19 protein-coding genes are annotated in these 25873 nt (G+C 51.5%); 10 read left to right on the top strand and 9 right to left on the bottom strand.

Annotation, left to right across the window (positions count from 1 at the left end; all coding sequences use genetic code 11):
• Positions 1-27: 27 nt before the first annotated feature.
• Complete coding sequence (gene torS / locus OGX66_RS10710; RefSeq protein WP_270921596.1) at positions 28-2793, bottom strand: TMAO reductase system sensor histidine kinase/response regulator TorS; 2766 nt, start codon at positions 2791-2793, stop codon at positions 28-30.
• A gap of 82 nt (positions 2794-2875) precedes the next feature.
• Between torS and torT the strand changes: the two genes are divergently transcribed.
• Positions 2876-3907: a TMAO reductase system periplasmic protein TorT gene (gene torT / locus OGX66_RS10705; RefSeq protein WP_088902632.1), complete on the top strand. Its 1032-nt coding sequence runs from the start codon at positions 2876-2878 to the stop codon at positions 3905-3907.
• Here torT and torR read toward each other — a convergent pair.
• On the bottom strand, positions 3880-4572 hold the full coding sequence (gene torR, locus OGX66_RS10700; protein WP_088902631.1) for a two-component system response regulator TorR: 693 nt from the start codon (positions 4570-4572) through the stop codon (positions 3880-3882). The genes torT and torR overlap by 28 nt on opposite strands.
• 131 nt (positions 4573-4703) lie before the next feature.
• Between torR and torC the strand changes: the two genes are divergently transcribed.
• Genes torC through torD form a run of 3 tightly spaced genes read left to right on the top strand, consistent with a single transcriptional unit; the run spans position 4704 to position 9023 of the window.
• Positions 4704-5882: a pentaheme c-type cytochrome TorC gene (gene torC / locus OGX66_RS10695; protein WP_088902630.1), complete on the top strand. Its 1179-nt coding sequence runs from the start codon at positions 4704-4706 to the stop codon at positions 5880-5882.
• Positions 5872-8412 carry a trimethylamine-N-oxide reductase TorA gene (gene torA, locus OGX66_RS10690; protein ID WP_088902629.1) on the top strand — a complete coding sequence of 847 codons (2541 nt, stop codon included), beginning with the start codon at positions 5872-5874 and terminating at the stop codon, positions 8410-8412. The genes torC and torA overlap by 11 nt, the downstream gene beginning before the upstream one ends.
• On the top strand, positions 8409-9023 hold the full coding sequence (gene torD, locus OGX66_RS10685; RefSeq protein ID WP_032936924.1) for a molecular chaperone TorD: 615 nt from the start codon (positions 8409-8411) through the stop codon (positions 9021-9023). The genes torA and torD overlap by 4 nt, the downstream gene beginning before the upstream one ends.
• 478 nt (positions 9024-9501) lie before the next feature.
• Here torD and uspF read toward each other — a convergent pair whose 3' ends face one another.
• On the bottom strand, positions 9502-9930 hold the full coding sequence (uspF, locus tag OGX66_RS10680) for a universal stress protein UspF (protein WP_003835732.1): 429 nt from the start codon (positions 9928-9930) through the stop codon (positions 9502-9504).
• Positions 9931-10458: 528 nt separating this feature from the next.
• On the opposite strand from uspF, the gene OGX66_RS10675 reads away from it, so the two are divergent.
• A complete protein-coding gene (locus tag OGX66_RS10675) occupies positions 10459-11553 on the top strand; it encodes a NapC/NirT family cytochrome c (RefSeq protein WP_003835730.1) in 1095 nt (364 codons plus the stop codon).
• Positions 11554-11573: 20 nt separating this feature from the next.
• Positions 11574-14018 (top strand): trimethylamine-N-oxide reductase 2, encoded by a 2445-nt coding sequence (locus OGX66_RS10670; protein ID WP_003021928.1) that lies wholly within the window; start codon positions 11574-11576, stop codon positions 14016-14018.
• A gap of 72 nt (positions 14019-14090) precedes the next feature.
• Here OGX66_RS10670 and OGX66_RS10665 read toward each other — a convergent pair whose 3' ends face one another.
• From OGX66_RS10665 to cusR, 5 genes are all read right to left on the bottom strand, one after another.
• Complete coding sequence (locus tag OGX66_RS10665) at positions 14091-14894, bottom strand: MBL fold metallo-hydrolase (protein ID WP_016149743.1); 804 nt, start codon at positions 14892-14894, stop codon at positions 14091-14093.
• An 83-nt stretch (positions 14895-14977) separates the two neighbouring features.
• Positions 14978-15484 (bottom strand): hypothetical protein, encoded by a 507-nt coding sequence (locus OGX66_RS10660; RefSeq protein ID WP_088902628.1) that lies wholly within the window; start codon positions 15482-15484, stop codon positions 14978-14980.
• A gap of 372 nt (positions 15485-15856) precedes the next feature.
• Positions 15857-16183, bottom strand: a complete 327-nt coding sequence (locus OGX66_RS10655; protein ID WP_088902627.1) for a PcoE/SilE family metal-binding protein — start codon at positions 16181-16183, stop codon at positions 15857-15859.
• 125 nt (positions 16184-16308) lie between these two features.
• The gene (locus OGX66_RS10650) at positions 16309-17760 is read right to left on the bottom strand and encodes a Cu(+)/Ag(+) sensor histidine kinase (protein ID WP_088902626.1); all 1452 of its coding nucleotides are present in this window, start codon (positions 17758-17760) and stop codon (positions 16309-16311) included.
• On the bottom strand, positions 17750-18433 hold the full coding sequence (cusR, locus tag OGX66_RS10645) for a copper response regulator transcription factor CusR (RefSeq protein ID WP_003021940.1): 684 nt from the start codon (positions 18431-18433) through the stop codon (positions 17750-17752). The genes OGX66_RS10650 and cusR overlap by 11 nt, the downstream gene beginning before the upstream one ends.
• A 195-nt stretch (positions 18434-18628) precedes the next feature.
• Between cusR and OGX66_RS10640 the strand changes: the two genes are divergently transcribed.
• The 4 genes from OGX66_RS10640 to OGX66_RS10625 all read left to right on the top strand — a co-directional run bounded on the left by OGX66_RS10640 (position 18629) and on the right by OGX66_RS10625 (position 24915).
• Positions 18629-20011 (top strand): efflux transporter outer membrane subunit, encoded by a 1383-nt coding sequence (locus tag OGX66_RS10640; RefSeq protein ID WP_270921598.1) that lies wholly within the window; start codon positions 18629-18631, stop codon positions 20009-20011.
• Positions 20012-20043: 32 nt separating this feature from the next.
• Positions 20044-20391, top strand: a complete 348-nt coding sequence (gene cusF, locus OGX66_RS10635) for a cation efflux system protein CusF (RefSeq protein ID WP_163198584.1) — start codon at positions 20044-20046, stop codon at positions 20389-20391.
• A 76-nt stretch (positions 20392-20467) separates the two neighbouring features.
• A complete protein-coding gene (locus OGX66_RS10630; RefSeq protein WP_046669837.1) occupies positions 20468-21760 on the top strand; it encodes an efflux RND transporter periplasmic adaptor subunit in 1293 nt (430 codons plus the stop codon).
• A gap of 11 nt (positions 21761-21771) precedes the next feature.
• Entirely contained in the window at positions 21772-24915 is a 3144-nt protein-coding gene (locus OGX66_RS10625; protein ID WP_270921599.1) for a CusA/CzcA family heavy metal efflux RND transporter, read from the top strand.
• Positions 24916-24966: 51 nt separating this feature from the next.
• On the opposite strand, the gene rclR is transcribed toward OGX66_RS10625, so the two are convergent.
• Positions 24967-25821, bottom strand: a complete 855-nt coding sequence (rclR, locus tag OGX66_RS10620; RefSeq protein ID WP_044699470.1) for a reactive chlorine-specific transcriptional regulator RclR — start codon at positions 25819-25821, stop codon at positions 24967-24969.
• Between the last annotated feature and the right edge of the window lie 52 nt (positions 25822-25873).

Genomic DNA, 25873 nt, shown 5'->3' with positions numbered 1-25873 from the left:
GTCCCTATGCTCAGCTTCAACGCACCGTTACGCGCGGGACGGTTTTTCTGCTTCCAGCCAACGTTCTACCTCATAAAGACTTTGTTGGATCTCCTCTCTGAGTGAAAAATCACCCAACGGCTGCTGTTCAAGTGCTGCACACATCGTGCTGGCTGAGCGCATTCCCATGCTGGCGCAGCTGCTTTTGAGCTGATGTGCCAGACGTTTTATCTGCTCGCGCTTATTTAAATCTCGCGCCGTGTCAATTTCATCTAATAAAGGAAGGGCGTGTTGCTTAAAGAGCGCTAACCATTCGTGCACCTTTTGCCATCCCATGACCTGGATATCCCCAGCCAATTGCTGAAAATCTAACCGTTTGTTGTCATTGTCTGATGCAAGCGGGAGAGACTCGTTGGCGTGCAGATAATGCGTAATAAGTCGACTGAGTTCATCCCGGGGAACCGGTTTTTGAATAATGCCGAGAAACAGGGTGCTGGTTCTTTGGTTTAGCGTTTCGTCGATGACGTGTGCGCTAAAGCCGATCAGGTTAAGTGCCGGATAGTCGTGGGCTAACTGCTGCGCCAGCGTGATCCCGTCGATATCAGGAAGATCGAAATCAACCAGAGCAGCATTAAAGCTGGCATCTTCCCGCAACAGGCTTAACGCCTCCTCGGCACAGTCGACAGCGGTGACCTGTGCGCCATTGAGAGTGAGCATTTCTGTGCTGATGCGCTGCGTAAGAGGATTATCCTCGATAAGCAATAAGCGTAAGCCCTGTAACGATATGGAGCGTTGTGCGGGTTTAATGACGGGCATCGTGGTTGCCCGCAATGGCAGACGCAGCTGGAAACAACTCCCGACGCCGGGTGTGCTGGTAACGCTTAGCTCTCCCTGCATTGCCTTGGCGAGACTGGCGCTGATGGTGAGTCCGAGCCCGGTTCCTCCGCGTTTACCGCTTACCTGAACGAACGGCTGAAAAATATCGTGCTGACGGGCAGGGTCAATTCCGCATCCTGTATCCTCAACCTCAATATACCAGTCCTGATCTTCACGCCGACTACGCAGGATAATGTGTCCTCGATCGGTAAAGCGTAGTGCGTTGTTTAATAAGTTAGTAATGATTTGCCGGATACGGCGCGGATCGCCACGCAGGGAAGCGGGAACGTCATCGGCAAAATCCGCAACCAGCACGACCGGGCGACCGCTAACGCGGCTGTTCATGAGTTGAAGCGTACTTTCCAGCAAGGGTTTGGGCTCAAAAGGCTCATCGCCTATCGCCACATTCTTTCCACCGGCTTCGATGGCGGAATAGTCGAGGATATCGTTGAGGATGGTCAGCAGAGACTCGCCCGAGTCGGTGATTGCGCGTAGATTTTCCCGATGCTGTGCCAGGGCTGGATTGTCTGAGAGCAACTGCGCAGTGCCGAGGATACCATACAACGGAGTGCGTATTTCATGACTCATGGCGGCAAGAAACGCCGATTTTGCCTGGTTAGCTTTTTCAGCTTCTGCACGGGCCTGCCGGTGTTCAGATACCATAGAATGCAGCTCGGCGGTGCGAGCTTTAACCTGTGCGGCCAGATGTTTGCGATGGTTATTGAGGGCGTGAACGCTACTGCGAAAGGCATCCATCAACCGCCCGATGGTATCCAGCTCGCGAACGCCTGCGGTTTCCGGAAAGGGGGAGTCAATATCCCCCTCAAGTAGACGCTGCAACGCCTGGGTTTGCTGTGCCAGTGGGCGTGTGACTGAGCGATAAACCACACGCCAAAGTATAAGAATCAGCAAACATAATGACACGCCACCTAACAGCAGCAGCAAGTGTTGCCCGCGCTGGCTGGCCTGTTTGAGATGCGCGAGTCCGCTTTGATTGCGTTGGCCGATGATTTCCACCAACTGGCTGACTTCGCTACTGAAACGGGTAAATTGTTCGATATTATTCTGCGATAAGATCTGCAATTGGGTCGTGATGTCATTATCCTGGCGATACAGGGACAGCAGCTCAATATAACGGCTAATCGTATTGACGGTGTCGGCCACCTGAGTGCGCACCACTGGATCTTCAATACGTATTTGTCGGCGGTGAAGCACTCTGACGGCGGCATTCAACTGGCTTTCCAGCGCAGCCAGGTTATTCTGCGCCTGGTTATTCCCCAGATTCATCACCATTTGCTGCACGCGTAGCGCGCTCAGGCGCAGCTCATTCATCTGGTTATAATATTCCAGATCGATATCGATGAGCCTGTCCAACGCGTGTTCAGCCGCTTGCCCCTGATGACTCTCAATTAAATCATAAATGCTTGCCTGCGTGGCGCCCGCCGAGGTAGCTGCATTGCTGGCCTGGCCGCGCGCCATTTCGGCAACGTCAGCGGTGGCCTCAATAATTTGCTGGCTAAGTTGTTGCTGTTGAGCGCGTAATTTCAGGCGTTCGCCAACCATCTCCCCCTGATGGCTTAACGACTGGGCGATCTCTTTTTCCTGTTGTTCAATGGCCGAGGTATCAAAGCCCTGTTCACGAAGAGTTTTGAGTAATGTGGTTATTTTCAGACTCTGGGCGGTTAGCATTCTCCCCTGAGCCAGCCACATATTTTCATTGTCTGCGGTGGTCAGATTTTGTGCGGAAAACAGTTCCCAGGCACTGGCCTCGCTGAGCTGGCGCGCCATATCCATGGTTGGAATTAGCGCCTGGGTATTGGCCTGCTCAACCTGGCTGACAAAACGCAGGTTATACCAGCCTGTCAGTGTACTGATAAGAGTCAGTGCCGCCATCAGCGCAAAGCCTATCCACAGTCGTTTGGTCAGAGATAAATTCACTGTCTGGTCGCCACAGATTAAAAAGGTTGAGTCCAAAAGAGGAAAGCAACTAGGATAAAGCCTTATCAATGTTGAGGCTATCATGCGCGTATTGGTTTTCCTGCTTATCACACTTTTTCCCGGCTTAAGTCACGCGGCCGGGTCTGCACTGCTGCGCTGGCAGGATACCCGGCAGTCAGTCTCGGTGCCGCAGACGGACGTTACTGCAAGCAAAGTCTGGAAACTGTGCGCGTTGTATCCCAGCCTGAAGGATTCCTACTGGCTTTCAGTGAATTACGGCATGCTTGAGGCGGCAAAAAAATATGGAGTAAGCCTGAAGGTGTTTGAGGCGGGAGGGTATCGTCAGTTCACCACGCAAAAAACACAAATCGCCCAGTGCCAGCAGTGGGGCGCGGATGCCATTTTATTGGGCAGCAGCACAACGACTTTTCCGGATTTGCAGGCGCAGGTTGGTACGTTGCCGGTCATTGAGGTAGTGAATGCGATACACGATCCGACGGTGAAAGCCCGGATCGGAGTTCCATGGTTCCAGATGGGTTACCAGCCAGGCCACTATCTGGTTAAGTGGAGCGCGGGAAAACCGTTAAAGGTTTTATTATTGCCCGGACCTGATGACGCCGGAGGCAGCCGCGAAATGGTGGCAGGATTCCGTCAGGCGATTGCCGGTAGTCAGGTGCACATCGTGGATGTGGCGTTGGGGGATAATGATATTGAAGTTCAGCGCAACCTGTTACAAGAGATGCTTGAACGTCACCCGGATGTCGATGTGGTTGCCGGTACAGCAATTGCTGCGGAGGCAGCGATGGGAGAGAAGCGGAATCAGGGGACGCCGCTAACCGTTGTCTCTTTTTACCTGTCGCATCAGGTTTATCGCGGACTTAAACGCGAAAGAATCATTATGGCTGCCAGCGATCAAATGGTCTGGCAAGGTGAACTGGCGATTCAACAGGCTATCAGAGTATTACAAGGGCAACCGGTGCGGGAAAATATCAGTCCGCCGATCCTGGTGCTCACCCCGAAAAATGCCGACAGCCAGCATGTTCAGCGCTCACTTTCTCCTGGCGGGTTCCGTCCGGTTTATCTGTATCAGTACACGTCGGCCGCTAAAAAATAACCTTCGCCGTGCTGCGTCACCAGTAAATCAGCCCGTAGCTTATGGCGCAAACGGCGGATCAATACATCCACGGTGCGTAAGTCTGGATTGTCTACCCGTCGTGCCGAAAGCATACGCAGTAAACGTTCACGGCTGAGAATTTCCCCCGGATTGGTGACAAAGGCGACCAGCGTTTCATACTCGGCGCGGGTGAGTTTGATCGTCTCATCGCCCAGCTCCAGGGTATGCCGGGAGACATTCAGACAGTATCCGGCAAACTGATAGCAGTTATCTTTGGTCTCAGGCTGTGCCTGGCGGGCAAGATCGATACGCCAGAGCAAATTTTTAACCCGAACCACCAGTTCACGTAGCTCCAGCGGCTTGGTGACATAATCATCAGCACCCATTTCCAGGCCAACGATCCGGTCAATTTGATCGCTACGACCCGTCACCAGAATGATCCCTACCGTTGAGCGTTCGCGCAGGGCACGGGTCAGCATTAAGCCATTTTCGTCCGGGAGATTGATATCCAACAGAATAAGATCGACAGGATGTTGTGACATGATTTCACGTAGGCCTGTAGCGCTGGCGGTGACCGAGACGTGGTAACCCTCCTGTTCAAAGTATGCCTGTAACCTCGCCTGGGTGACGGGTTCATCTTCAACAATTACAATGTGATGCGACATCCTGATGGCGTGCTCTTTCTGTTCATATCTGTTCACATTGTGCCGTAAGTCATTCATCCTGACCAGTGTTGCTGTTCACATTTGAGAAATAAGATCCTCTGTAACTAAACCATAAGATTACAGGGGCTATTATGCGGAAACTATGGAGGGCGCTGCTCAGACCGAGCGCACGTTGGTCAGTGTTGGCGCTGGTCGTTATCGGGATTGTGGTCGGTATTGCGCTGATCGTCTTGCCGCACGTTGGTATTAAATTAACCAGTTCTACCGAGTTTTGCGTGAGCTGCCACAGTATGCAGCCGGTTTACGAAGAATATAAACAGTCTGCGCATTTTCAGAATGCCTCCGGGGTACGCGCAGAATGTCATGACTGCCACATTCCATCCGATATTCCAGGCATGGTGAAACGTAAGCTGGAGGCCAGCAACGATATTTACCAAACCTTTGTTGCCCACTCTATTGATACTCCAGAGAAATTCGAAGCCAAACGCGCTGAGCTGGCGGAGCGCGAATGGGCGCGAATGAAGGAGAACAACTCCGCGACCTGTCGTTCTTGTCATGACTATGATGCGATGGACCACGCTAAACAGCATCCTGAAGCTGCGCGCCAGATGAAGATTGCGGCCAAGGACAACCAATCCTGTATCGACTGCCATAAAGGAATCGCGCACCAGCTTCCCGATATGAGTAGCGGTTTCCGTAAGCAGTTTGACCAGTTACGCGCCAATGCAAACGACGATGGCGAGACGCTCTACTCTCTGGACATCAAACCTATTTATGCCGCCAAAGGTGATAAAGAACCTGCAGGCTCACTGCTGCCCGCTTCTGAAGTGAAAGTGTTAAAGCGTGACGGTGACTGGCTGCAAATTGAAATTGTGGGCTGGACCGAGAGTAATGGGCGTCAGCGCGTGTTGGCGCAACTGCCGGGCAAGCGCATTTTTGTGGCTTCCATTCGTGGCGACATCCAGCAGCACGTGAAGACGCTGGAGCAAACCACCGTTACGGAAACGAATACGCCATGGAGTAAATTGCAGGCCACCGCCTGGATGCAGAAGGGCGATATGGTCAACGACATCAAACCTATCTGGGCTTATGCCGACTCGCTCTATAACGGAACCTGTAACCAATGCCACGGCGCGCCAGAGAAAGAACACTTTGATGCTAACGGTTGGATTGGCACGTTGAACGGCATGATTGGCTTTACCAGTCTGGATAAACGTGAAGAACGTACCTTACTGAAATATTTGCAGATGAATGCCTCTGACACTACGGATAAGCCGCATGGCGATAAGGGAGAAAGCAATGAAAAATAACGATCTCTTTCAGGCATCTCGCCGACGTTTTCTAATGCAGTTGGGGGGCTTGACCGTAGCTGGTATGTTAGGGCCTTCGCTGCTCACGCCGCGTAGCGCTAACGCCGCAGAAGTCCAGGGCACTGGTGTCAAAGAGGGGATTCTGACCGGTTCTCACTGGGGGGCTATCCGTGCCACCGTGGTTGATGGTCGTTTTATTGAGGCCAAACCGTTTGAGCATGATAAATACCCGTCAAAAATGATCGCCGGACTCCCGGATCACGTACACGGTGGGGCGCGTATTCGCTACCCGATGGTCCGCGTGGACTGGTTGCGTAAGCGCCATCAGAGCGATACCACTCAGCGCGGAGATAACCGTTTTGTACGCGTTTCGTGGGATGAAGCGCTGGACTTCTTCTACCAGGAGCTGGAACGCATTCAGAAGACCTATGGTCCGAGCGCGCTGCTGACTGCCAGCGGCTGGCAATCGACCGGGATGTTCCACAATGCTTCCGGGATGCTGGCACGTGCCATTGCGCTGCATGGCAACAGCGTGAGTACCGGGGGAGACTATTCCACCGGCGCCGCTCAGGTCATTCTGCCGCGCGTGGTAGGGTCAATGGAAGTATATGAACAGCAGACCTCCTGGCCGCTGGTACTAGAAAACAGCAAAACCATTGTGCTGTGGGGTTCCGATCTCATCAAAAACCAGCAGGCGAACTGGTGGTGTCCGGATCATGATGTCTACGAATACTACGAGCAACTGAAGGATAAAGTGGCGCGGGGTGAGATTTCGGTCATCAGCGTTGACCCGGTCGTCACCTCAACGCATGACTATCTGGGCCGCGACAAGGTTAAGCACATCGCCGTGAACCCGCAGGCTGATGTGCCGCTACAGCTGGCGTTGGCACACACGCTGTATACCGAGAAGCTCTACGATAAGCATTTCCTCGATAACTACTGCGTTGGGTTTGAGCAATTTCTACCTTATCTGCTGGGCGAAAGTGACGGACAGCCTAAAGATGCTCAGTGGGCGGAAAAAATCTGCGGAATTGATGCAGATACGATTCGTGAACTGGCGCGGCAGATGGCGGGCGGCAGAACGCAAATTATTGCCGGCTGGTGCGTCCAGCGTATGCAGCATGGGGAACAGTGGGCGTGGATGATCGTGGTGCTGGCCTCGATGCTCGGACAAATCGGTTTACCCGGCGGCGGCTTTGGCTTTGGCTGGCATTACAACGGTGCGGGCACCCCGGGGCGTAAAGGGATTATCCTGAGCGGTTTTTCTGGATCCACCACCGTACCTCCTGTGCATGACAGCACCGATTATAAGGGCTACAGCAGTACTATTCCGATCGCGCGTTTTATCGATGCGATTCTGGAGCCGGGCAAAATCATTAACTGGAACGGCAAAACCGTTAAGTTACCGCCGTTGAAGATGTGTGTTTTTGCCGGGACTAACCCTTTCCATCGTCACCAGCAGATTAATCGCATTATTGAGGGATGGCGTAAGCTGGAAACCGTCATCGCCATCGATAATCAGTGGACGTCGACCTGTCGATTCGCCGACATCGTATTGCCGGCGACGACCCAGTTTGAACGTAACGATCTTGACCAATATGGCAACCACTCCAACCGCGGAATTATCGCCATGAAGCAGTTGGTGCAGCCGCAGTTTGAAGCACGTAATGATTTCGATATTTTCCGCGATCTTTGCCGCCGCTTTAACCGTGAAGAAGCGTTCACTGAAGGGCTGGATGAGATGGGCTGGTTGAAGCGCATCTGGCAGGAAGGAAGCCAGCAAGGGAAGGGACGCGGTGTTCATCTTCCGGCCTTCGACGTTTTCTGGAATCAGCAAGAGTACGTTGAATTCGAACATCCGCAGATATTTGTTCGTCATCAGGCCTTCCGCGAAGATCCCGACCTTGAACCGTTGGGGACGCCAAGCGGTTTGATCGAGATATATTCGAAAACCATTGCCGATATGCAATATGACGATTGCCAGGGGCATCCGATGTGGTTCGAGAAAATCGAACGTTCACACGGTGGGCCAGGGTCGCAACGTTGGCCGCTGCATCTGCAATCCGTCCACCCGGATTTCCGTCTGCATTCACAGCTCTGCGAGTCCGAAGCGTTGCGTAAGCATTACGCGGTAGGTGGCAAAGAGCCGGTGTTTATTAACCCACAGGATGCCAACACCAGGGGCATTCGCAACGGCGATATAGTTCGTGTATTTAACGCGCGTGGACAAGTGCTGGCCGGGGCGGTTGTCTCCGATCTCTACTCGCCGGGCGTGGCGCGCATCCATGAAGGTGCCTGGTACGACCCTGATAACGGTGGAGAAACCGGAGCGCTGTGTAAATACGGCAATCCGAACGTGTTAACGATAGATATCGGCACGTCTCAGCTGGCGCAGGCAACCAGCGCCCATACTACGCTGGTGGAAATTGAGAAGTATACCGGCAAGGTGGATAACGTGACGGCGTTCAGTGGCCCGATAAAAATGGTGGCGCAGTGTGAATATGTCCCGGCTGAGCAGGTGAAGTCATGATGAAAGACACCTCCCTGACAAAAGAACAAATGGCCTGCGTGTACGCCTGGCTGGCGCAGTTGTTTTCCCGGGAGCGTGACGATGAAAGCCTGGGGCTTTTGCAGTCCAGCGAAATGGCTGAGTGGTTCGCGGTGCTCAAAGGCGAGCCGCTGCTTGAGGCGCAGGTCCTTCTGCTGGAGGCGAAAATTGCCGCGCTCAAGGTGCGGGAAGACGCCACCCTGGAACTGGCGGCTGATTTTTGCAGCCTGTTCCTGATGTCGGATAAACACGCGGCGTTACCCTATGCATCGGCTCATCTTGAAGGAGGGCCAAACTATGGGGTAATTAAACAACTATTATCTGATGCGGGCATGCAGGTAAGCGATACGTTTAGCGAGTCAGCCGATCATCTGGCAATTTTTATCGAACTGCTGAGCCATCTGCATTTTTCCCTGGCAGAGGCAGGACCGCGTCATCAGCAGGTTGATGCGTTGCGCAGAGAAACGCTGGCAGGGCTGTTACGCTGGTTGCCGGAGTTCACCACTAAATGCTGTCGGTATGATGACTTTGGTTTTTACGGCGCGCTAAGTCAGCTGTTGCTGGCTTTGGTCAGACTGGATAATCAGCGCTGAGAGCAGCACATCCGGCGGTAATGAATCTGTTGCCTCCGTCGTATTGCTACGTTCACCTTATGTTTTTCACTTCTCTGAAACGATACTGTCTGTGAACGTGTTAAGGGTACTATCGCCGTACCCTTAACAATCCCGGCTCCCGGCGGGAAAATTGTTGCTGCGCAATACCCTCCGCTTATTCCTTCAGGCTACCGGGCCGGGCGCGAGGCAACGTCCCTGTAAAACGCGCCCTGAACCCGCATCCCTGCGGGTTCTCCCGGCCTTACGGAAACACGTCGGCAATTTTCAGCCGGACCAGTCCACACTTGACCTCCTGCGCTTTTATTTGAAAATCGCTGAACAGCAAAACAGATTTAACTGGAAATTAGGGCGTTGAAGCGATGACCTCGCTATGGTTGTTCCACTCCCAGTTATTTCCATGGTCTTTCATCTTCGTGAACTGAATGGCATTAGCACATTCGCTCCCGTTTTAACCCTATCACCGTACAACCAGCACCGGACATTTCGCGTGGCGTACCACGGCTGCTGCCGTTGAACCCAGCAGATAAGTGCTAAAACCGGGTTTATGTGAGGCGATGACAATAAGCTCGGCGTCTACTGATTCCGCCAGTTTGAGGATCTGATCCTTTGGCGGGCCGTAAACGACATGAGTTTGACTCCTGCCTGCAGGAATATTGAACTGCTTAATAATCTCTTCGAGTTTTTCGCTGGCCTTGGCCTGCAGACCACTTCTGTCCGGGAATTCGGTAGAGTAGGCCAGCCCCAGCGAGGCATAGAACGGAACGGTAGGAATAACGGCTAAAAAGTGAACCTTCGCGGTTTTGGCATGCGCCTGAACCTGTGGAACAACATGGCGAGTCAAATCGGTTTCAGAGATATCAATGGGCACCAGAATTGAGCGATACATATTCACTACCTCCTGTTTGTTTACCTCTACTCTGAGTGTAGCGAAAGTTGTCTTTGTATAATAAGTGACCAGATCAAGGTTACGTGCATAAATATGCGTCAATGAAATGTGTGTGTCGCATGTCTGGCCGTATATGTATATGTGAGCAAAATTGTAAGACAGATATCTTCATTAATACGTGTAATCAAAAAACAGAAAAGGGTTCTTTTTTATGTGTTTTCATTATATATTTAATTATATAACGATTGTCACCAAAGGATTAATTTCAGCAGCTTTTAATCGTTATCAAACTTTTATTCTGATGTTTGTGTGATTAATAGTTAATCAAACTTTATGTTTGGTTTAAAATTCTAATTTTAAACGAAATTTGATATTTACATTTCGTTCTCATTAATTATGCGAGCCCCTTCAAACTTACCTATTGGCTGATTCTTATTTCTCTCTTCGCTTGATGAATATCAATAAGTAGCTGCTTTAGTATATTTATTGTCTACCTCTAAAAGGGTATTCGTCTGATGGAAATATAAGATGAGAAAAATAAATAAAACTATCATATGGACGATGCTGCTGTGCATTGTTCTTGGTGCAGTTATTGTTTTGGCAGGGCAATGGACATTGCACAAAACCTCGAGCACGGAATTTTGTTTGTCGTGCCATACGATGCAGGCACCTTACGAGGAATATACCGGCTCGGTTCACTTCCAGAATCAGAAAGGCATTCGCGCAGAGTGCGCGGACTGTCATATCCCGGAGGGCGGGCTGGATTATCTGGTGGCTAAGCTGCGGGCCTCAAAAGATGTTTATCACCAGTTCATAACCAAAAAAATCGATACCCCGGAAAAATTTGAAGAACATCGTCTGGAGATGGCGCAAACCGTCTGGGCACAGCTCAAGGCGAGTGATTCTGCGACCTGCCGTAGCTGCCACAGTATGGACGCCATGGATCTTGCTGCACAAAGCGCGGATGCCCAGAAGATGCACAAAATGGGCATCGCGGAAAAGCAAACCTGTATTGATTGCCATAAAGGCGTCGCCCATTTCCCACCTGAAATAAAAATGGATGACAGTGCGCTTAAAGGGCTTGAAGCGCAGTCAGCCTCTACTCCAGCCTCGGCAACTGAGCTTTATGCCGTAAGCAATACCGCGCTTGGCGATCTGGGAACCGTTTACCCGGCAACAAAAATGCAGGTTCTGAAAACAACGGACAACGCACGACTGGTCGAGATTCGCGGTAGCCAGATGCAAGGAAGTGAACAGGTTATTTACTACGCAGCAGGGCAGCGTTTGATTCTTGCCAGCCTGAGTGAAAAAGGTCAGCAGTCGCTGAAGATCCTCTCCGACTGGAAAAAAGATGACTACGGCAATGCGTGGCGAGATGTCGTGCTGCAGGGCGAATGGAGCGGTTCCGCTCTCGCCAGCCGCGAACCCATGTGGGATTACGCACGCAAACTCGACAATGTGTACTGCGCGGGTTGTCATGCGCCAATTCCGGCGAATCATTTCACGCTCAACGCCTGGCCTTCTGTGGCAAAAGGGATGGGTGCTCGTACCAATATCAGTGAAAACGAACTGGATATCCTGAGCCGTTACTTCCAGTACAACGCGAAAGACATGAACAAATAAGCGATAAATCAGGAGAAATCATGAAACTCACAAGACGTGACTTTATCAAGACGGCTGGCGCGGCAACCGGGACAATGGCGATTTCTTCGGTGATCCCAATGCCGGCCTGGGCCGAAGGCCAGAATGGCGGGGCAATCCTGACGGCAGCACGTTGGGGTGCGGTATACGTGGAAGTAAAAGACGGCAAAGTGGTTTCCTCAAAAGGTGCGTTGCCGAAAACGGTGCCGAACTCATTACAGCAAACCGCGCCGGATCAGGTTCATACCAATATCCGCGTTAAGTATCCGATGGTGCGCAAAAGCTATCTGGAAAACCCGGGTAAAGCGGATGGTAAACGTGGTAACGATCCTTTCGTGCGTGTGAGTTGGGAACAAGCGCTGAAGCTCATTCACGAGCAGCATAGCCGGATCCGTAGCAGCTATGGCCCGTCCTCAATATTTGCCGGTTCCTATGGCTGGCGCTCCAGCGGCGTTCTGCATAAGGCGCAAACCCTACTGCAACGCTATATGAGCATGGCCGGTGGCTACGCCGGTCATACCGGAGATTATTCAACCGGGGCCGCGCAGGTGATCATGCCTTACGTTGTGGGATCGGTTGAAGTCTATGAGCAGCAAACCACCTGGCCGATGGTGCTAGAGCACAGTCAGGTCGTGGTGCTGTGGGGGATGAACCCGCTCAATACCCTCAAAATTGCCTGGAGCAGCACGGATGAACAGGGGATTGAATACTTTAATCTGCTGAAAAAATCAGGGAAAAGCGTTATCGCCATCGATCCGATGCGTTCTGAAACCATCGAGTTCTTTGGTGATAATGCGACCTGGATTGCGCCACATATGGGGACCGATGTGGCGATGATGTTAGGGATCGCCCACACGCTGGTGAAGAAAAATCTTCACGACAAAGCCTTCCTGGAAAAATACACCACCGGATATCCTCAGTTTGAAGAGTACCTGCTCGGCAAGAGCGACAAAATTGAGAAAACCGCCGAGTGGGCATCTGGCGTGTGTGGCGTGCCTGCTGAGCAACTGGAAAAGCTGGCGGAAATTTTCTCCAGCAACAAAACCATGCTCATGGCAGGCTGGGGGATTCAGCGTCAGCAATACGGTGAGCAAAAACACTGGATGCTGGTGACTCTGGCGGCGATGCTGGGGCAAATTGGTACCGAAGGCGGTGGTTTCGGGTTCTCTTATCACTATTCTAACGGCGGTAACCCAACACGCACCGGTGGGGTATTGCCAGCAATTTCCGCCAAAATTGAGGGGGGATCATCTGCTGGCAACGACTGGGCGGTTTCCGATGCGGTGACCAGCCTGCCGGTAGCGCGAATTGTCGAGGCGCTGGAAAACCCAGGCGGCAAATATCAGCATAACGGTAAAGAGCAAACCTTCCCGGATATCAAAATGATCTGGTGGGCGGGTGGCGCTAACTTTACCCATCATCAGGATACCAACCGCTTAATCAAAGCCTGGCAGAAGCCTGAACTGGTTGTCATCTCTGAGTGTTACTGGACCGCAGCGGCCAAACACGCCGATATCGTTCTGCCAATCACCACCTCGTTTGAGCGTAATGATCTGACCATGACCGGTGATTACAGTAACCAGCATCTGGTGCCTATGAAGCAGGTCATCGCGCCGCAGTTTGAAGCGCGTAGTGATTTTGACGTATTTGCCGATCTGGCTGAGATGCTCAAGCCGGGTGGTAAGGCGGTCTACACCGAAGGCAAAGACGAAATGGCGTGGCTGAAGCAGTTCTATGACGTCGCGCAAAAAGCCGCCCGCGCCCAGCGTGTCGCCATGCCTCAGTTCAACGCGTTCTGGCAGCAGAATAAACTGATCGAAATGCGTGAGAATGAAAAGAATAACAAATATGTGCGCTACGCGGATTTCCGCAGCGATCCGGTGATGAATGCGCTGGGAACGCCGAGCGGTAAGATAGAAATCTACTCGAAAACGATTGAAGGCTATCAGTATAAAGACTGTCCGCCGCATGCGTCCTGGATTGAACCGGATGAATGGAAAGGAACTGCGGATAAAGATCAGCTGCAGCTACTGACGGCGCACCCGGCACATCGTCTGCATAGCCAGCTGAACTACGCGTCGCTGCGTAAAGAATACGCGATTGCCAATCGTGAACCGGTGACGATTCATCCGGATGACGCGAAAGCCAGAGGGATTGTCGAGGGCGATCTGGTTCGTGTATGGAATGCTCGTGGACAGGTTCTGGTGGGGGCGCACGTCAGCGACGGTATCAAACCGGGAATCATCTGTATCCATGAAGGCGCATGGCCGGATATTGAAAACGGTATCTGTAAAAATGGCGGTGCGAACGTGCTGACGGCGGATATCCCAACCTCACGGCTGGCGAATGGCTGTGCGGGGAATACCAGCCTTGTATATGCAGAAAAATTCACCGGTGAAGCGCCAAAACTCACCGTCTTTGATGAGCCAGCAATTGTCACCATGTAATGATGATGGCTGATAAACGGGGGCCGTAAGGCTCCCGTTTTTTATTACTGTTTGGGCAATGTTTTACTGTTGTTACTCAGCCAGTTCAATCACATCTCCCGTTGCCGGTGCGTCAGTTCCCGGTAGCCACAATCGACCCCATGAACCAGTGCAATGACAGCCGAGTAGTTTTTCGGGTTGTTGTTGCTTAATAAATTGTCGGGTCCGCCATAGCTTAGCGGGGGAGGCAGCACGTAAATGAAACCCACCGACCAGGGCATAAATTTGGTTAACCCCTGTGATTTTCTGGCAATGGCGTACGATGTTCTCTATTCCCCGATGCCCGCAACCAGTAATGATGACTAACCCGCGTTCAGATTTATAGATCAACACGCCTTCGTCACTGATGTAATCTGGTTGGAGTGTTTTCTCGCTAATCACACCATAGGACTGTGGCGTGGGGACGCTAATTTCCCCGGACCACAAAAAGCGATCGCTGATAGCCAGCGGCTCGCGGGTGTATTCCATGATGAATCGAGAGTAGTTGTTATCATGCGAGAGTTTTTTAATTTTTCGTGGTGTTCCCGCAACCGTAACTGAGGCGTATCGTTCACAGGCTATTTGGGGATGACAAATGATACGGCTGTTATCCGCAAGCCACGGCACGCCGCCGCAGTGATCGTAATGGCCGTGCGACAGCACCACGGCGGTTAAGTGCGTCAGGTCCACGCCCATTTGTGCAGCGTTATGCATGAAGCTGCCATCCGGCCCGGTATCAAACAATATTGTGGTCGTTTCATCCTGAACTAACAGACTTAATCCAGGCTTTGCCAGTAATGTTTTTCCAGCGCCAGCAGCACGTCGGTTTTCAAGCAGCACCGTGAGGGTCAAAGCCATGTCTGACTCCAGTATTAAAACGGCATACTGTAATGCATGGCTGTTGAGGGTGCTGTGATCGCAGCGCTCTTTAGCGGTATCTGTTATTCACGCACAATTTTGCCAGCGTTTCCTGCATCGCTGTCATTCCAGCTACCGCGACCATTTGTTTTAATGGTGTAAGTGGCATAACCGACGCGGAAGGTCATCGTATCCTTATAGGTATTTACGTCACGCACTTCCTTACCATTGACGTAAACGCCGGAATCTTCGACGTGAATATCAACGCTGCGTTGACCATTGGCAAATTTGGCCACGTAATTTCCGCTGAATTTGCCATTAATACCCGCATTATCGTGGTTATCCCGGCCTGTGGTATTTTGCTGCTCTTCACCATGGCGATGATGACGATTTTGCTGGCTGTTATCGCTCTCGATAAAGCCATGATCGTGGTTCCACTGATAGGATTTGTTCACATCACAACCATTGAGTTCGCTCATTTGCGTACAACCTGAACGTTCATATTTTTTCTGCATTGCCGGTGTAATTGCATATGCCGTTGTGGCCGTTGTCAGACCAAGGACCAGGAGGGTCAGCAGACGTTTATTCATTTTTCACTCACTATCATCATTAAGTTTATTTATAGGAACACGAACTTTTTGGCTGTCATTTTTACGACGATGGCAGTCTCCCATTAAATATTAACGACGCATACCAGGGGGAATCCTAATTTATAATTAGGGTGAGGTGATAAATGTTGTGATACGCAACATAATAAGTAGTTGATTTACGATTTTTATACAATCTGAATAAAGAGTTAAAAGGTTTTTACTTTTTAATGGAAGATTTAATGAATTATTAATGTTGACATTAACGATGAACAAGGATGCAGGCTTGTATATAAACAGGCCTGCACGGGGAGAGTAGTCCACAATATTCAAACTTAGCGTATTTATGGATATTGTCGTCAATACAGCTCGTCTTTACCCTTGAGTGGAGATCTGTGCGCGGTGCTGCTCGGCCTGTATCTCATGAGCAAATGAATGGCCGTTATTTACTGATTGGTGAACAACCATTGCTTTTTCATGTTTATTCATTTGTGAAAATGATTGCGCATTGGTTGGTGTTGACGATGAATTATTTGCCTGCGAGGCGTGTGCCTGCGCCATTTGTTGATGTGCAGAGGCATCACTGTTATTCATCATTTCATGAGCCATTGCGGCCTGTTGATGCACTTTAGGTGTTTCTGCCGCATTAACGCTAACTGAAATAAAAAACGCGATAGCTAAAAAAGAGGACATCTTATTCATCATATTTCTCCTGTTTGGGTTTACGGAAGAAAGTATAATTAAAGGGGACTGTCAGTGGCGTGACAGGATTATGACGGTTGTGTCAGAGAATAGGTGATGACAGGTATAAGCGTCATCACCATAAATTACATCGCGTGCTTGGGAAGCGTCAGAATAAAGCGAGTGAAATAAGGATCGGAAGTTACCGAGACTTTTCCGTGATGGGCAATCACAATCGATTTCACAATCGCCAGACCAATACCGCTGCCTTCGCCTTTACGCTGCCGTGAAGGGTCCACGCGATAAAAGCGGTCAAAGAGTCGCGGAAGATGTTGCGGGGGAATGGGGGGGCCGGGATTCTCAACGACTATCTGGACCAGACCATCCGCCTCTTTCACCCGCACGGTTACCGACTCACCTTTTGGCGTATAGCGCATGGCATTTGACAGCAGGTTACTCATTGCCCGGCGTAACATTAATGGGTCGCCTGAAACCCAGCATGCGCGTCCTTCAAACCGTAAACCAACCTCACGCTCCTCAGCCCAGGCTTCGAAAAAGTCGAACACTTTACCGACCTCATCAGCCAGATTGAGCGCTTTTTTTTCTGGGATCAGCTGATTGTTATCTGCCTGCGCCAGAAACAGCATATCACTCACCATTTTCGACATACGGCCAAACTCTTCGAGATTGGAATACAGCACATCTTCCAGTTCTTTTTGGCTGCGGGTCTGGCTGAGCGCAATTTCCGTTTGGGTGACGAGGTTAGTTATTGGCGTGCGGATCTCATGGGCAATATCCGCCGAGAAGTTCGACTGACGTTTAAATACGTCCTCGATGCGTTCGAGCATGTGATTAAACGAACTAACCAGTTGTTCCAGTTCAATAGGCACAGCCTGCGGATCGAGACGGACATCGAGATCTTTCGAGGTGATATTTTGGATGCGACGACTAACATTACGGATCGGTTCATGGCCTTTGTATACGGCGAACAGCACGATAAAAACAATCATGATGCTAATCAGCGAAGCCGTCATAATTAACTTGTTTTTCAGATCGTTAATATAGTGCAGGTGAAAATCGATCGATAACGCCAGATACAGCGTATATGCTGGTTTTCCATCGGCAAGCTTTCCTACTGGCAGACGAATCATTCGCCAGTTAGACGATGTTTTCTGTCCGTGGATATGTCTGGAGGTTTGCAGTGTAGGGCCTGAGATAATAAAAACGTCGCTGGCATGAGCATTTTTATCCGGCCTTGCGCTGGCGATAAATTGCCGAAGATCCGGCGCATTGGGCGAATGAAAAATGGCCTTCTGGTTGCTATCTACCAGAGAAATAATGACGTTCGAGTAACCCGCCACCACATTTTTTAGCGTTTCCAGTCGGCGTGATTCTGGCTCGTTAGGTTGGTTAATAATCCGCTCCAGCGTGGTGCTAATCTCTTGTAAATCATTGATGTCCTGCTCGGCGAAGTGGACTTTCACGGAGTGGATCATTATCCATGCAAAGGCGAAAAATGACGCAATTGTCGCCAGACTGATAAAAAAGGTTAGTCGTGTCGCCAGTGAAAAAGGGCGCCGCCATCGTTTACTGGCCATCAGGAACCTCAAGCATATATCCCACGCCGCGCACGGTCTGAATCAGTTTCGGCTCATAATCGTTATCAATTTTGGCGCGCAGACGCTTAACGGCGACATCGATGGCATTAGTATCGCTGTCAAAATTCATATCCCAGACCTGGGAGGCGATCAGCGAGCGGGGTAAAACTTCCCCCTGATGGCGCAGGAAAAACTCAAGCAGCGTAAACTCTTTGCTGGTCAGAGTGATGCGCGTACCGCTGCGGGTAACTTTTCTGCTGACCAGATCGACCATTAAATCCGCGACCTGAAACTGGCTTTCGACAATCACCGCCGCGCCTCGACGCAACAGCGTTCTGACCCGTGCCAGCAGTTCGGCGAAGGCAAACGGTTTAACCAGGTAATCATCAGCACCCAATTCCAGACCTTTAACCCGATGTTCAATGGTACCCAGTGCGGTGAGGAGAAGAATGGGCATTCCTTTGTTGGCGGAACGCAGCATCCGCACGATATCCCAGCCGTTTACATCCGGCAGCATGATGTCGAGTATGAGCAGGTCGTAATCGCCGGTCATCGCCAGGTGATACCCGTTCAGGCCGTTATCCGCTAAATCCACGACAAAACCCGCTTCCGTCAGGCCTTTCGTCAGGTATTCACCGGTTTTTTTCTCATCTTCGACTATCAAAACCTTCATCGCATTCTCCTTCACGCACGGGTTGTGCGGACTTTCAATTCTAGGGAAGCGGGATCGGATAGCAATCGGTTATTGGGAAAATGACAGTTTTGTCATTTTCCTGTCACCGGTTAAACAGAGTCACTTGGTTAAAGTACTGCACTATAAATTCCTACACATTTTAGGGACATCAGTCCGGTCAGGACGAGAAGAACTATGAGCAAATTTAAGCTTCTTACCCTCAGCGCTATATTCGTGCTCGCCGGTTGTTCATTGGCGCCGGACTATCAGCGCCCGGCTTTGCCGGTGCCGCAGCAATTTTCTTTAAAACAGAATGCCCTGGTAGCGGCTCCTGGTGAATATCAGGACACGGGCTGGCGGAGCTTCTTCGTTGACTCCCAGGTAAAGGCGCTGATTGGCGAGGCATTGGTTAATAACCGCGATTTACGTATGGCTGTGCTAAAAGTTCAGGAAGCGAGAGCGCAATATGGCGTCACGGACGCCGACCGCTACCCGCAACTCACGGCAGGCTCCAGTGGTACTTACAGCGGTAAATTAAAAGGTGATAGCAGCACCGATCGTGAATTCGAAGCTGGACTCAATCTTAGTTTCGACCTGGATTTCTTTGGGCGGCTAAAAAATATGAGTGAAGCTGAGCGACAGAATTTCTTTGCCAGCGAAGAAGCGCGTCGGGCGGTACACATCTCATTAATCTCCAACGTGTCGCAAAGTTATTTTAATCAGCGTCTGGCTTACGCGCAGTTGCAAGTTGCTGAAGAAACGCTGCAAAACTACCAGCGCTCTTACGCTTTTGTAGAGAAGCAACTGGTAACCGGTAGCACCAACGTACTGGCGTTGGAACAAGCGCGCGGTGTGATCGAAAGTACGCGTAGCGAAATTGCCAAGCGTAAAGGTGATCTGGCGCAGGCCAATAACGCGCTGCAGCTGTTGCTGGGTACATACGGGAAATTACCTGATGACCACGCGCGCAGCCGTGGGGATATTAAACCGGTAACGCTGCCGCCATCGCTCTCGTCGCAAATACTGTTGCAGCGCCCGGATATTATGGAAGCTGAGCACGGATTATTGGCGGCAAATGCCAATATCGGTGCTGCGCGGGCGGCATTTTTTCCGTCTATAACGTTAACCAGTTCCGTGTCCAGTAGCAGCAGCGATCTTTCCAGTTTATTTAATGCCGCCAGCGGCATGTGGAATTTTGTCCCCAAAATAGATATTCCAATATTTGACGCCGGACGTAATCAGTCCAATCTCGACCTGGCAGAAATTCGCCAGCAACAGTCGGTAGTGAATTACGAACAAAAAATTCAGAACGCGTTTAAAGAAGTGGCGGATGCACTGGTGTTGCGCCAAAGCATTGCCGATCAAATTAGCGGGCAGCAGCGTTATCTGGATTCATTGCAAATCACACTACAACGCGCCAGAGCGCTTTATCAGAATGGTGCAGTTAGCTATATCGAAGTATTAGACGCAGAACGTTCTTTATTCGCTACGCGGCAATCGCTGCTCGATCTTAATTACGCCCAACAGGCTAATGAAATTAAGCTGTTTGCTGCCTTAGGCGGCGGTTGGGTGGAGTAATCCTTAATATTAATCTTTCAGGAGCATCAATTATGAATACGACCGCCAAAGCTGTGCTGTTTAGTCTTTTCTCTATGATCATGTTTAACGCTCAGGCCAATGAGCATCAGCATGGTGAGATGATGAATATGCAGCCAGCGGCTCAACAGGAACAACTCATTAGCGCTACCGGGGTGATTGAAGCTGTTGATATGGGAAGTAAAAAGATTACGATCAAGCATGATCCTATTCCTGCGGTGAACTGGCCAGCCATGACGATGCGTTTTACACGGGTTGCCGGTACGAAGGCTGATGATATTAAGCCAGGCGATAAGGTCGCGTTTACGTTTGTTCAGCAGGGAAATCTCTCTGTGTTACGCGATATTCACATCAGTAAATAACGTTCTCGTTGGTCTCTTTTATTCTTGCCCGGGTTTTTGCGAACGCGGGTGAGACTATCGCGCAATGGAAATCACTATGGCGTCTTTAAATATTAAAAATACCGCGCTTATTCTTGCTGGCATGATTGCCGGTGGGGTTATTTCTGTCGGTATTTATACTTATTATTCATCCGCAAAAGCAACGGCTGAAACCGGGCAGGCTTCGCCAAAAGAAGCCAGAAAAGTGTTGTTCTGGTACGACCCCATGTACCCAAACACGCGTTTTGATAAACCGGGTAAATCGCCATTTATGGATATGGATCTGATCCCGAAATATGCCGATGAAGAGACCGCGAACGCGTCATCACCAGGCGTGCGCATCGATCCTACACAAACCCAGAACCTGGGGCTGAAAACAGAGCCAGTGCGTCGTGGACCACTGCACTACGCGCAAACTTTTCCGGCCAACGTTAGTTATAACGAATACCAGTTTGTTATAGTCCAGGCACGCTCAGCGGGCTTTATCGAGAAGGTTTATCCACTGACCGTGGGGGACAAAATTAAGCAAGGCGCGCCGCTGATCGACCTGACTATTCCTGATTGGGTTGAGGCGCAGAGCGAATATTTATTGCTGCGAGAAACTGGCGGCAGCGCGACGCAGGTGGAAGGAATTCTGGAGAGATTACGTCTGGCTGGAATGCCTGAAGCGGATATTCAGCGTTTAAAATCGACGCGTAAAATTCAGACCCGCTTTACCCTGAAAGCGCCTATTGATGGGGTGATCACCGCATTCGATTTGCGTACTGGTATGAACATTTCCAAAGACAATGTGGTCGCGAAAATTCAGGGTATGGACCCGGTATGGGTCAGCGCGTCGGTCCCGGAATCTATCGCCTGGCTGATTAAAGATGCCTCGCAATTTACCATCACCGTGCCCGCCTGGCCGGATAAGCCTTTCACCATCAGCAAGTGGAGTATCTTACCCAGCGTTGATGCTACCACGCGTACGCTCCAGCTCCGTTTACAGGTCGATAATCCTGACGAGGCGCTCAAGCCCGGGATGAATGCTTACCTGCAACTGAAAACACAAAGCGAGCCAATGCTGCTGATCCCGTCTAAAGCGCTAATTAATACGGGTACCGAGCAGCGGGTAATCACCGTTGATAACGAAGGCCGATTTGTGCCGAAACAGGTTGCGGTATTCCATGAATCTCAAGGACTGACGGCTATCCGCTCCGGCCTGACCGAAGGCGAAAAAGTGGTTTCCAGCGGTCTGTTCCTGATTGATTCCGAAGCGAATATCTCTGGCGCACTGGACCGTATGCGCGCCCAGAACAGTAAGACGCAAGACGCAGCCGCCATGCCAGCCCAGGCGACCCATTCACACTGAGGATATGATAAATGATTGAATGGATTATCCGCCGCTCGGTGGCAAACCGTTTTCTGGTGATGATGGGGGCGCTGTTTCTCAGTATTTGGGGAACCTGGACCATCATCAATACCCCGGTTGATGCGCTGCCCGATCTCTCTGATGTTCAGGTGATCGTCAAAACCAGCTATCCGGGTCAGGCGCCGCAAATTGTTGAAAATCAGGTGACCTACCCGCTGACCACCACCATGCTGTCGGTACCGGGCGCGAAAACTGTGCGTGGTTTCTCGCAGTTTGGCGATTCCTACGTGTACGTCATTTTCGAAGATGGTACCGATCCTTACTGGGCGCGCTCGCGCGTACTGGAGTACCTCAACCAGGTTCAGGGAAAATTGCCGGCTGGCGTTAGCGCGGAAATGGGACCGGACGCTACGGGTGTCGGCTGGATATTTGAGTACGCTCTGGTGGATCGCAGCGGGAAACACGATCTGGCGGAATTACGTTCTCTTCAGGACTGGTTTTTAAAGTATGAGTTAAAAACGATTCCCAATGTGGCGGAAGTCGCCTCGGTAGGCGGCGTGGTTAAACAGTATCAGGTCGTTATCGATCCGATGAAGCTGACGCAATATGGCATCAGTCTGGCGGACGTGAAATCGGCGCTGGATACGTCGAATCAGGAAGCGGGCGGCTCATCTATTGAGATGGCTGAAGCGGAATATATGGTCCGCGCCAGTGGATATCTGCAAACTCTCGATGATTTCAATAACATCGTCCTGAAAACAGGGGCCGACGGTGTACCTGTTTACCTGCGCGATGTGGCGCGCGTACAGATTGGGCCGGAAATGCGCCGTGGGATCGCCGAACTGAATGGCGAAGGCGAAGTGGCGGGCGGGGTGGTTATTCTGCGGTCCGGTAAAAATGCGCGTGAGGTGATCTCCGCGGTTAAAGCCAAGCTCGATACGCTGAAAAGTAGCCTGCCGGAAGGCGTAGAAATAGTTACAACATACGATCGCAGTCAGCTCATTGACCGCGCCATTGATAACCTGAGCTACAAGCTGCTGGAAGAGTTTATCGTTGTTGCGCTGGTGTGTGCATTGTTCCTGTGGCATCTGCGTTCTGCGCTGGTGGCGATTATTTCCCTGCCGCTGGGGCTGTGTATCGCGTTCATCGTGATGCATTTCCAGGGGCTGAACGCCAATATCATGTCGCTGGGGGGCATTGCCATTGCCGTCGGGGCGATGGTCGACGCCGCCATCGTGATGATTGAAAACGCCCATAAGCGGCTGGAAGAGTGGGGGCATCAGCATCCGCATGAAAAGCTGGATAACGCAACGCGCTGGAAGGTCATTACTGACGCCTCGGTAGAAGTCGGCCCGGCATTGTTCATCAGCCTGCTGATTATCACATTGTCGTTTATCCCTATTTTCACGCTTGAGGGGCAAGAGGGGCGACTGTTCGGGCCGCTGGCGTTCACCAAAACGTATGCCATGGCAGGTGCGGCGTTTCTGGCCATCGTGGTTATTCCGATCCTGATGGGATTCTGGATCCGCGGAAAAATACCTGCAGAAAGCAGCAACCCGCTTAACCGTTTCCTGATCCGTATTTACCATCCGCTATTGCTGAAGGTATTGCACTGGCCCAAGACCACCATTCTGGTGGCGGTGCTTTCAATACTGACGGTTATCTACCCGCTGAATAAAGTCGGTGGCGAATTCCTGCCGCAGATTAACGAAGGTGACCTGCTGTATATGCCTTCGACATTGCCGGGGATCTCAGCGGCGCAGGCAGCGGACATGCTGCAAAAAACCGACAAGCTGATCATGACCGTTCCGGAAGTGGCGCGCGTGTTTGGTAAAACCGGTAAGGCAGAAACCGCAACAGACTCCGCACCGCTGGAAATGGTTGAAACGACGATCCAACTGAAGCCGCAGGACCAGTGGCGTCCGGGGATGACGATGGACAAAATCATTGCCGAGCTGGATAAAACCGTACGCTTGCCGGGACTGGCGAATCTGTGGGTTCCGCCGATTCGTAACCGTATCGACATGCTCTCTACGGGGATCAAAAGCCCAATTGGCATTAAGGTGTCAGGTAACGTTCTGGCAGATATCGACGCCACGGCGGAGCAAATTGAAGAGGTGGCCAGAACCGTGCCGGGCGTCTCTTCGGCACTGGCTGAGCGCCTGGTCGGGGGGCGCTATATCAATGTGGATATTAATCGGGAGAAAGCGGCCCGGTACGGAATGACCGTCGGCGCGGTGCAACTGTTTGTCACCTCTGCGGTCGGAGGCGCAATGGTCGGCGAAACGGTGGAAGGGATTGCACGTTATCCGATTAACCTTCGCTATGCGCAGAGCTATCGTGATAGCCCGGAAGCGCTGCGTAATCTGCCCATTCTGACGCCCATGAAACAGCAAATCACGCTGGCGGATGTCGCCGATGTGACGGTGGTTTCGGGACCTTCGATGCTGAAAACCGAAGATGCGCGACCAACCAGCTGGATTTACATCGACGCCCGCGATCGTGACATGGTCTCAGTGGTGAACGATCTGAAAAAAGCGATCGCTGAAAACGTACAGTTAAAACCGGGGACCAGCGTGGCGTTTTCCGGGCAGTTCGAGCTGCTTGAGCGCGCCAGTCATAAGCTCAAACTGATGGTGCCGATGACGCTGATGATAATCTTCGTTCTGCTTTATCTGGCCTTCCGTCGCTTTGGTGAAGCGCTGCTGATTATCACCAGTGTGCCTTTTGCGCTGGTGGGCGGCATCTGGTTCCTTTACTGGATGGGGTTCCATATGTCGGTTGCAACCGGAACCGGATTTATCGCCCTGGCAGGTGTTGCTGCGGAGTTTGGCGTGGTGATGCTGATGTACTTGCGCCACGCTATTGAAGCCGACCCCGCGCTGGAAAATCCGCAAACCTTTGCGGCGGATAAGCTGGATGAAGCGTTATATCACGGTGCTGTGCTGCGCGTGCGCCCGAAAGCGATGACCGTGGCGGTGATTATTGCGGGTCTGTTACCTATCTTGTGGGGGACGGGAGCTGGCTCAGAAGTCATGAGCCGCATAGCCGCGCCGATGATTGGCGGCATGATCACCGCACCATTGCTCTCACTGTTCATTATTCCGGCCGCTTATAAGCTGATGTGGCTGCACAGGCATCGCCACCAAAAGTAATGCCCTGAAGCGCTCGTCTGCCTCGGTTTTACTGCCGAAGCAGGCGTTGCGTTATGCCGCCAACGCTTTCACGCGTTTGCGGTACTCGCCCGGCGTGCAGCCAAATTCCCGTAAAAAGACTTTATGAAACGACGATTCGCTGGCGTAACCCACCGACTCGGCAATAACGATTAACGGCTGTGTACCGCGCGATAGCATCTGGGCGGCGAACTGCAGGCGCAGCGCGGTTAACACCGCCAGCGGCGTGGAGTTTGATACTTCACGGAATAGCTGTGCGAAGCTGGCCCGCGACATATGTGCACGTTTTGCCAGTTCTTCGACGGTCCAGGCAAAAGCCGGTGACTCCAGCATCATGAATACAACGGCTCCAAGCCTGGGGTGCAGCAGTAAATTCAGCACATTTTTAGCGGGTGTCGACTGGGCGAGCCACTCGCGAACGGTTAACGCGAACAGCGTAGCGCATTGCTGGCTGCAAACGATGCTGGAGCCAGGCAGGTCGTTGATGTATTCCTCCTGCATTAGCGTAATCATGGCCTTCAGCCAATGGCTGACGGGGCTGTTCTCCTCAGGCGCCAGTAATAATACTTCCGGAAGCGCGGTTAAAAAATAGCGTGAAGATGCCTGTAATCGCAGGCTCCCGCAGACAATATGCGTTTGTTCTTCCCCTGTCTGGCACAGACGATGCGCGGAGTTTTGCGGCAGAATGACTATTGTTCCAGGGCGTAATGTGGAAGATGTTCCGTCAGGCATATCCAGTTGAGCGAATCCCTGGGTTACCGTATGCCAGCGAATAACGGACAGTTCACCCGCCGCATGCGGCAGTTGCCAGTCCCTGCTCAACAGGCAGTTTTGATCAATCGAGCCCTGCGGGTCGTTAAGCATAAGTAATCGGCTAAGTGCGTCCATGAAGACTCCTGGGCAGTTTTTGCTAATGCTAATTGAGATGATAACAACGCTA

Origin of the sequence: Citrobacter sp. Cf072 (assembly GCF_030334485.1) — a bacterium.
Lineage (GTDB): Bacteria > Pseudomonadota > Gammaproteobacteria > Enterobacterales > Enterobacteriaceae > Citrobacter > Citrobacter freundii.
Note: the sequence above shows the minus strand (reverse complement) of the source record. Positions and strands in the feature narration are given on the sequence as shown.

Excerpts from the sequence above, each read along its gene's own strand:
- torT (WP_088902632.1), top strand. The coding sequence starts at position 2,876 with ATGCGCGTATTGGTTTTCCTGCTTATCACACTTTTTCCCGGCTTAAGT.
- torR (WP_088902631.1), bottom strand. The coding sequence starts at position 4,572 with ATGTCGCATCACATTGTAATTGTTGAAGATGAACCCGTCACCCAGGCG.
- torC (WP_088902630.1), top strand. The coding sequence starts at position 4,704 with ATGCGGAAACTATGGAGGGCGCTGCTCAGACCGAGCGCACGTTGGTCA.
- torA (WP_088902629.1), top strand. The coding sequence starts at position 5,872 with ATGAAAAATAACGATCTCTTTCAGGCATCTCGCCGACGTTTTCTAATG.
- torD (WP_032936924.1), top strand. The coding sequence starts at position 8,409 with ATGATGAAAGACACCTCCCTGACAAAAGAACAAATGGCCTGCGTGTAC.
- uspF (WP_003835732.1), bottom strand. The coding sequence starts at position 9,930 with ATGTATCGCTCAATTCTGGTGCCCATTGATATCTCTGAAACCGATTTG.
- OGX66_RS10675 (WP_003835730.1), top strand. The coding sequence starts at position 10,459 with ATGAGAAAAATAAATAAAACTATCATATGGACGATGCTGCTGTGCATT.
- OGX66_RS10670 (WP_003021928.1), top strand. The coding sequence starts at position 11,574 with ATGAAACTCACAAGACGTGACTTTATCAAGACGGCTGGCGCGGCAACC.
- OGX66_RS10665 (WP_016149743.1), bottom strand. The coding sequence starts at position 14,894 with ATGGCTTTGACCCTCACGGTGCTGCTTGAAAACCGACGTGCTGCTGGC.
- OGX66_RS10660 (WP_088902628.1), bottom strand. The coding sequence starts at position 15,484 with ATGAATAAACGTCTGCTGACCCTCCTGGTCCTTGGTCTGACAACGGCC.
- OGX66_RS10655 (WP_088902627.1), bottom strand. The coding sequence starts at position 16,183 with ATGAATAAGATGTCCTCTTTTTTAGCTATCGCGTTTTTTATTTCAGTT.
- OGX66_RS10650 (WP_088902626.1), bottom strand. The coding sequence starts at position 17,760 with ATGGCCAGTAAACGATGGCGGCGCCCTTTTTCACTGGCGACACGACTA.
- cusR (WP_003021940.1), bottom strand. The coding sequence starts at position 18,433 with ATGAAGGTTTTGATAGTCGAAGATGAGAAAAAAACCGGTGAATACCTG.
- OGX66_RS10640 (WP_270921598.1), top strand. The coding sequence starts at position 18,629 with ATGAGCAAATTTAAGCTTCTTACCCTCAGCGCTATATTCGTGCTCGCC.
- cusF (WP_163198584.1), top strand. The coding sequence starts at position 20,044 with ATGAATACGACCGCCAAAGCTGTGCTGTTTAGTCTTTTCTCTATGATC.
- OGX66_RS10630 (WP_046669837.1), top strand. The coding sequence starts at position 20,468 with ATGGCGTCTTTAAATATTAAAAATACCGCGCTTATTCTTGCTGGCATG.
- OGX66_RS10625 (WP_270921599.1), top strand. The coding sequence starts at position 21,772 with ATGATTGAATGGATTATCCGCCGCTCGGTGGCAAACCGTTTTCTGGTG.
- rclR (WP_044699470.1), bottom strand. The coding sequence starts at position 25,821 with ATGGACGCACTTAGCCGATTACTTATGCTTAACGACCCGCAGGGCTCG.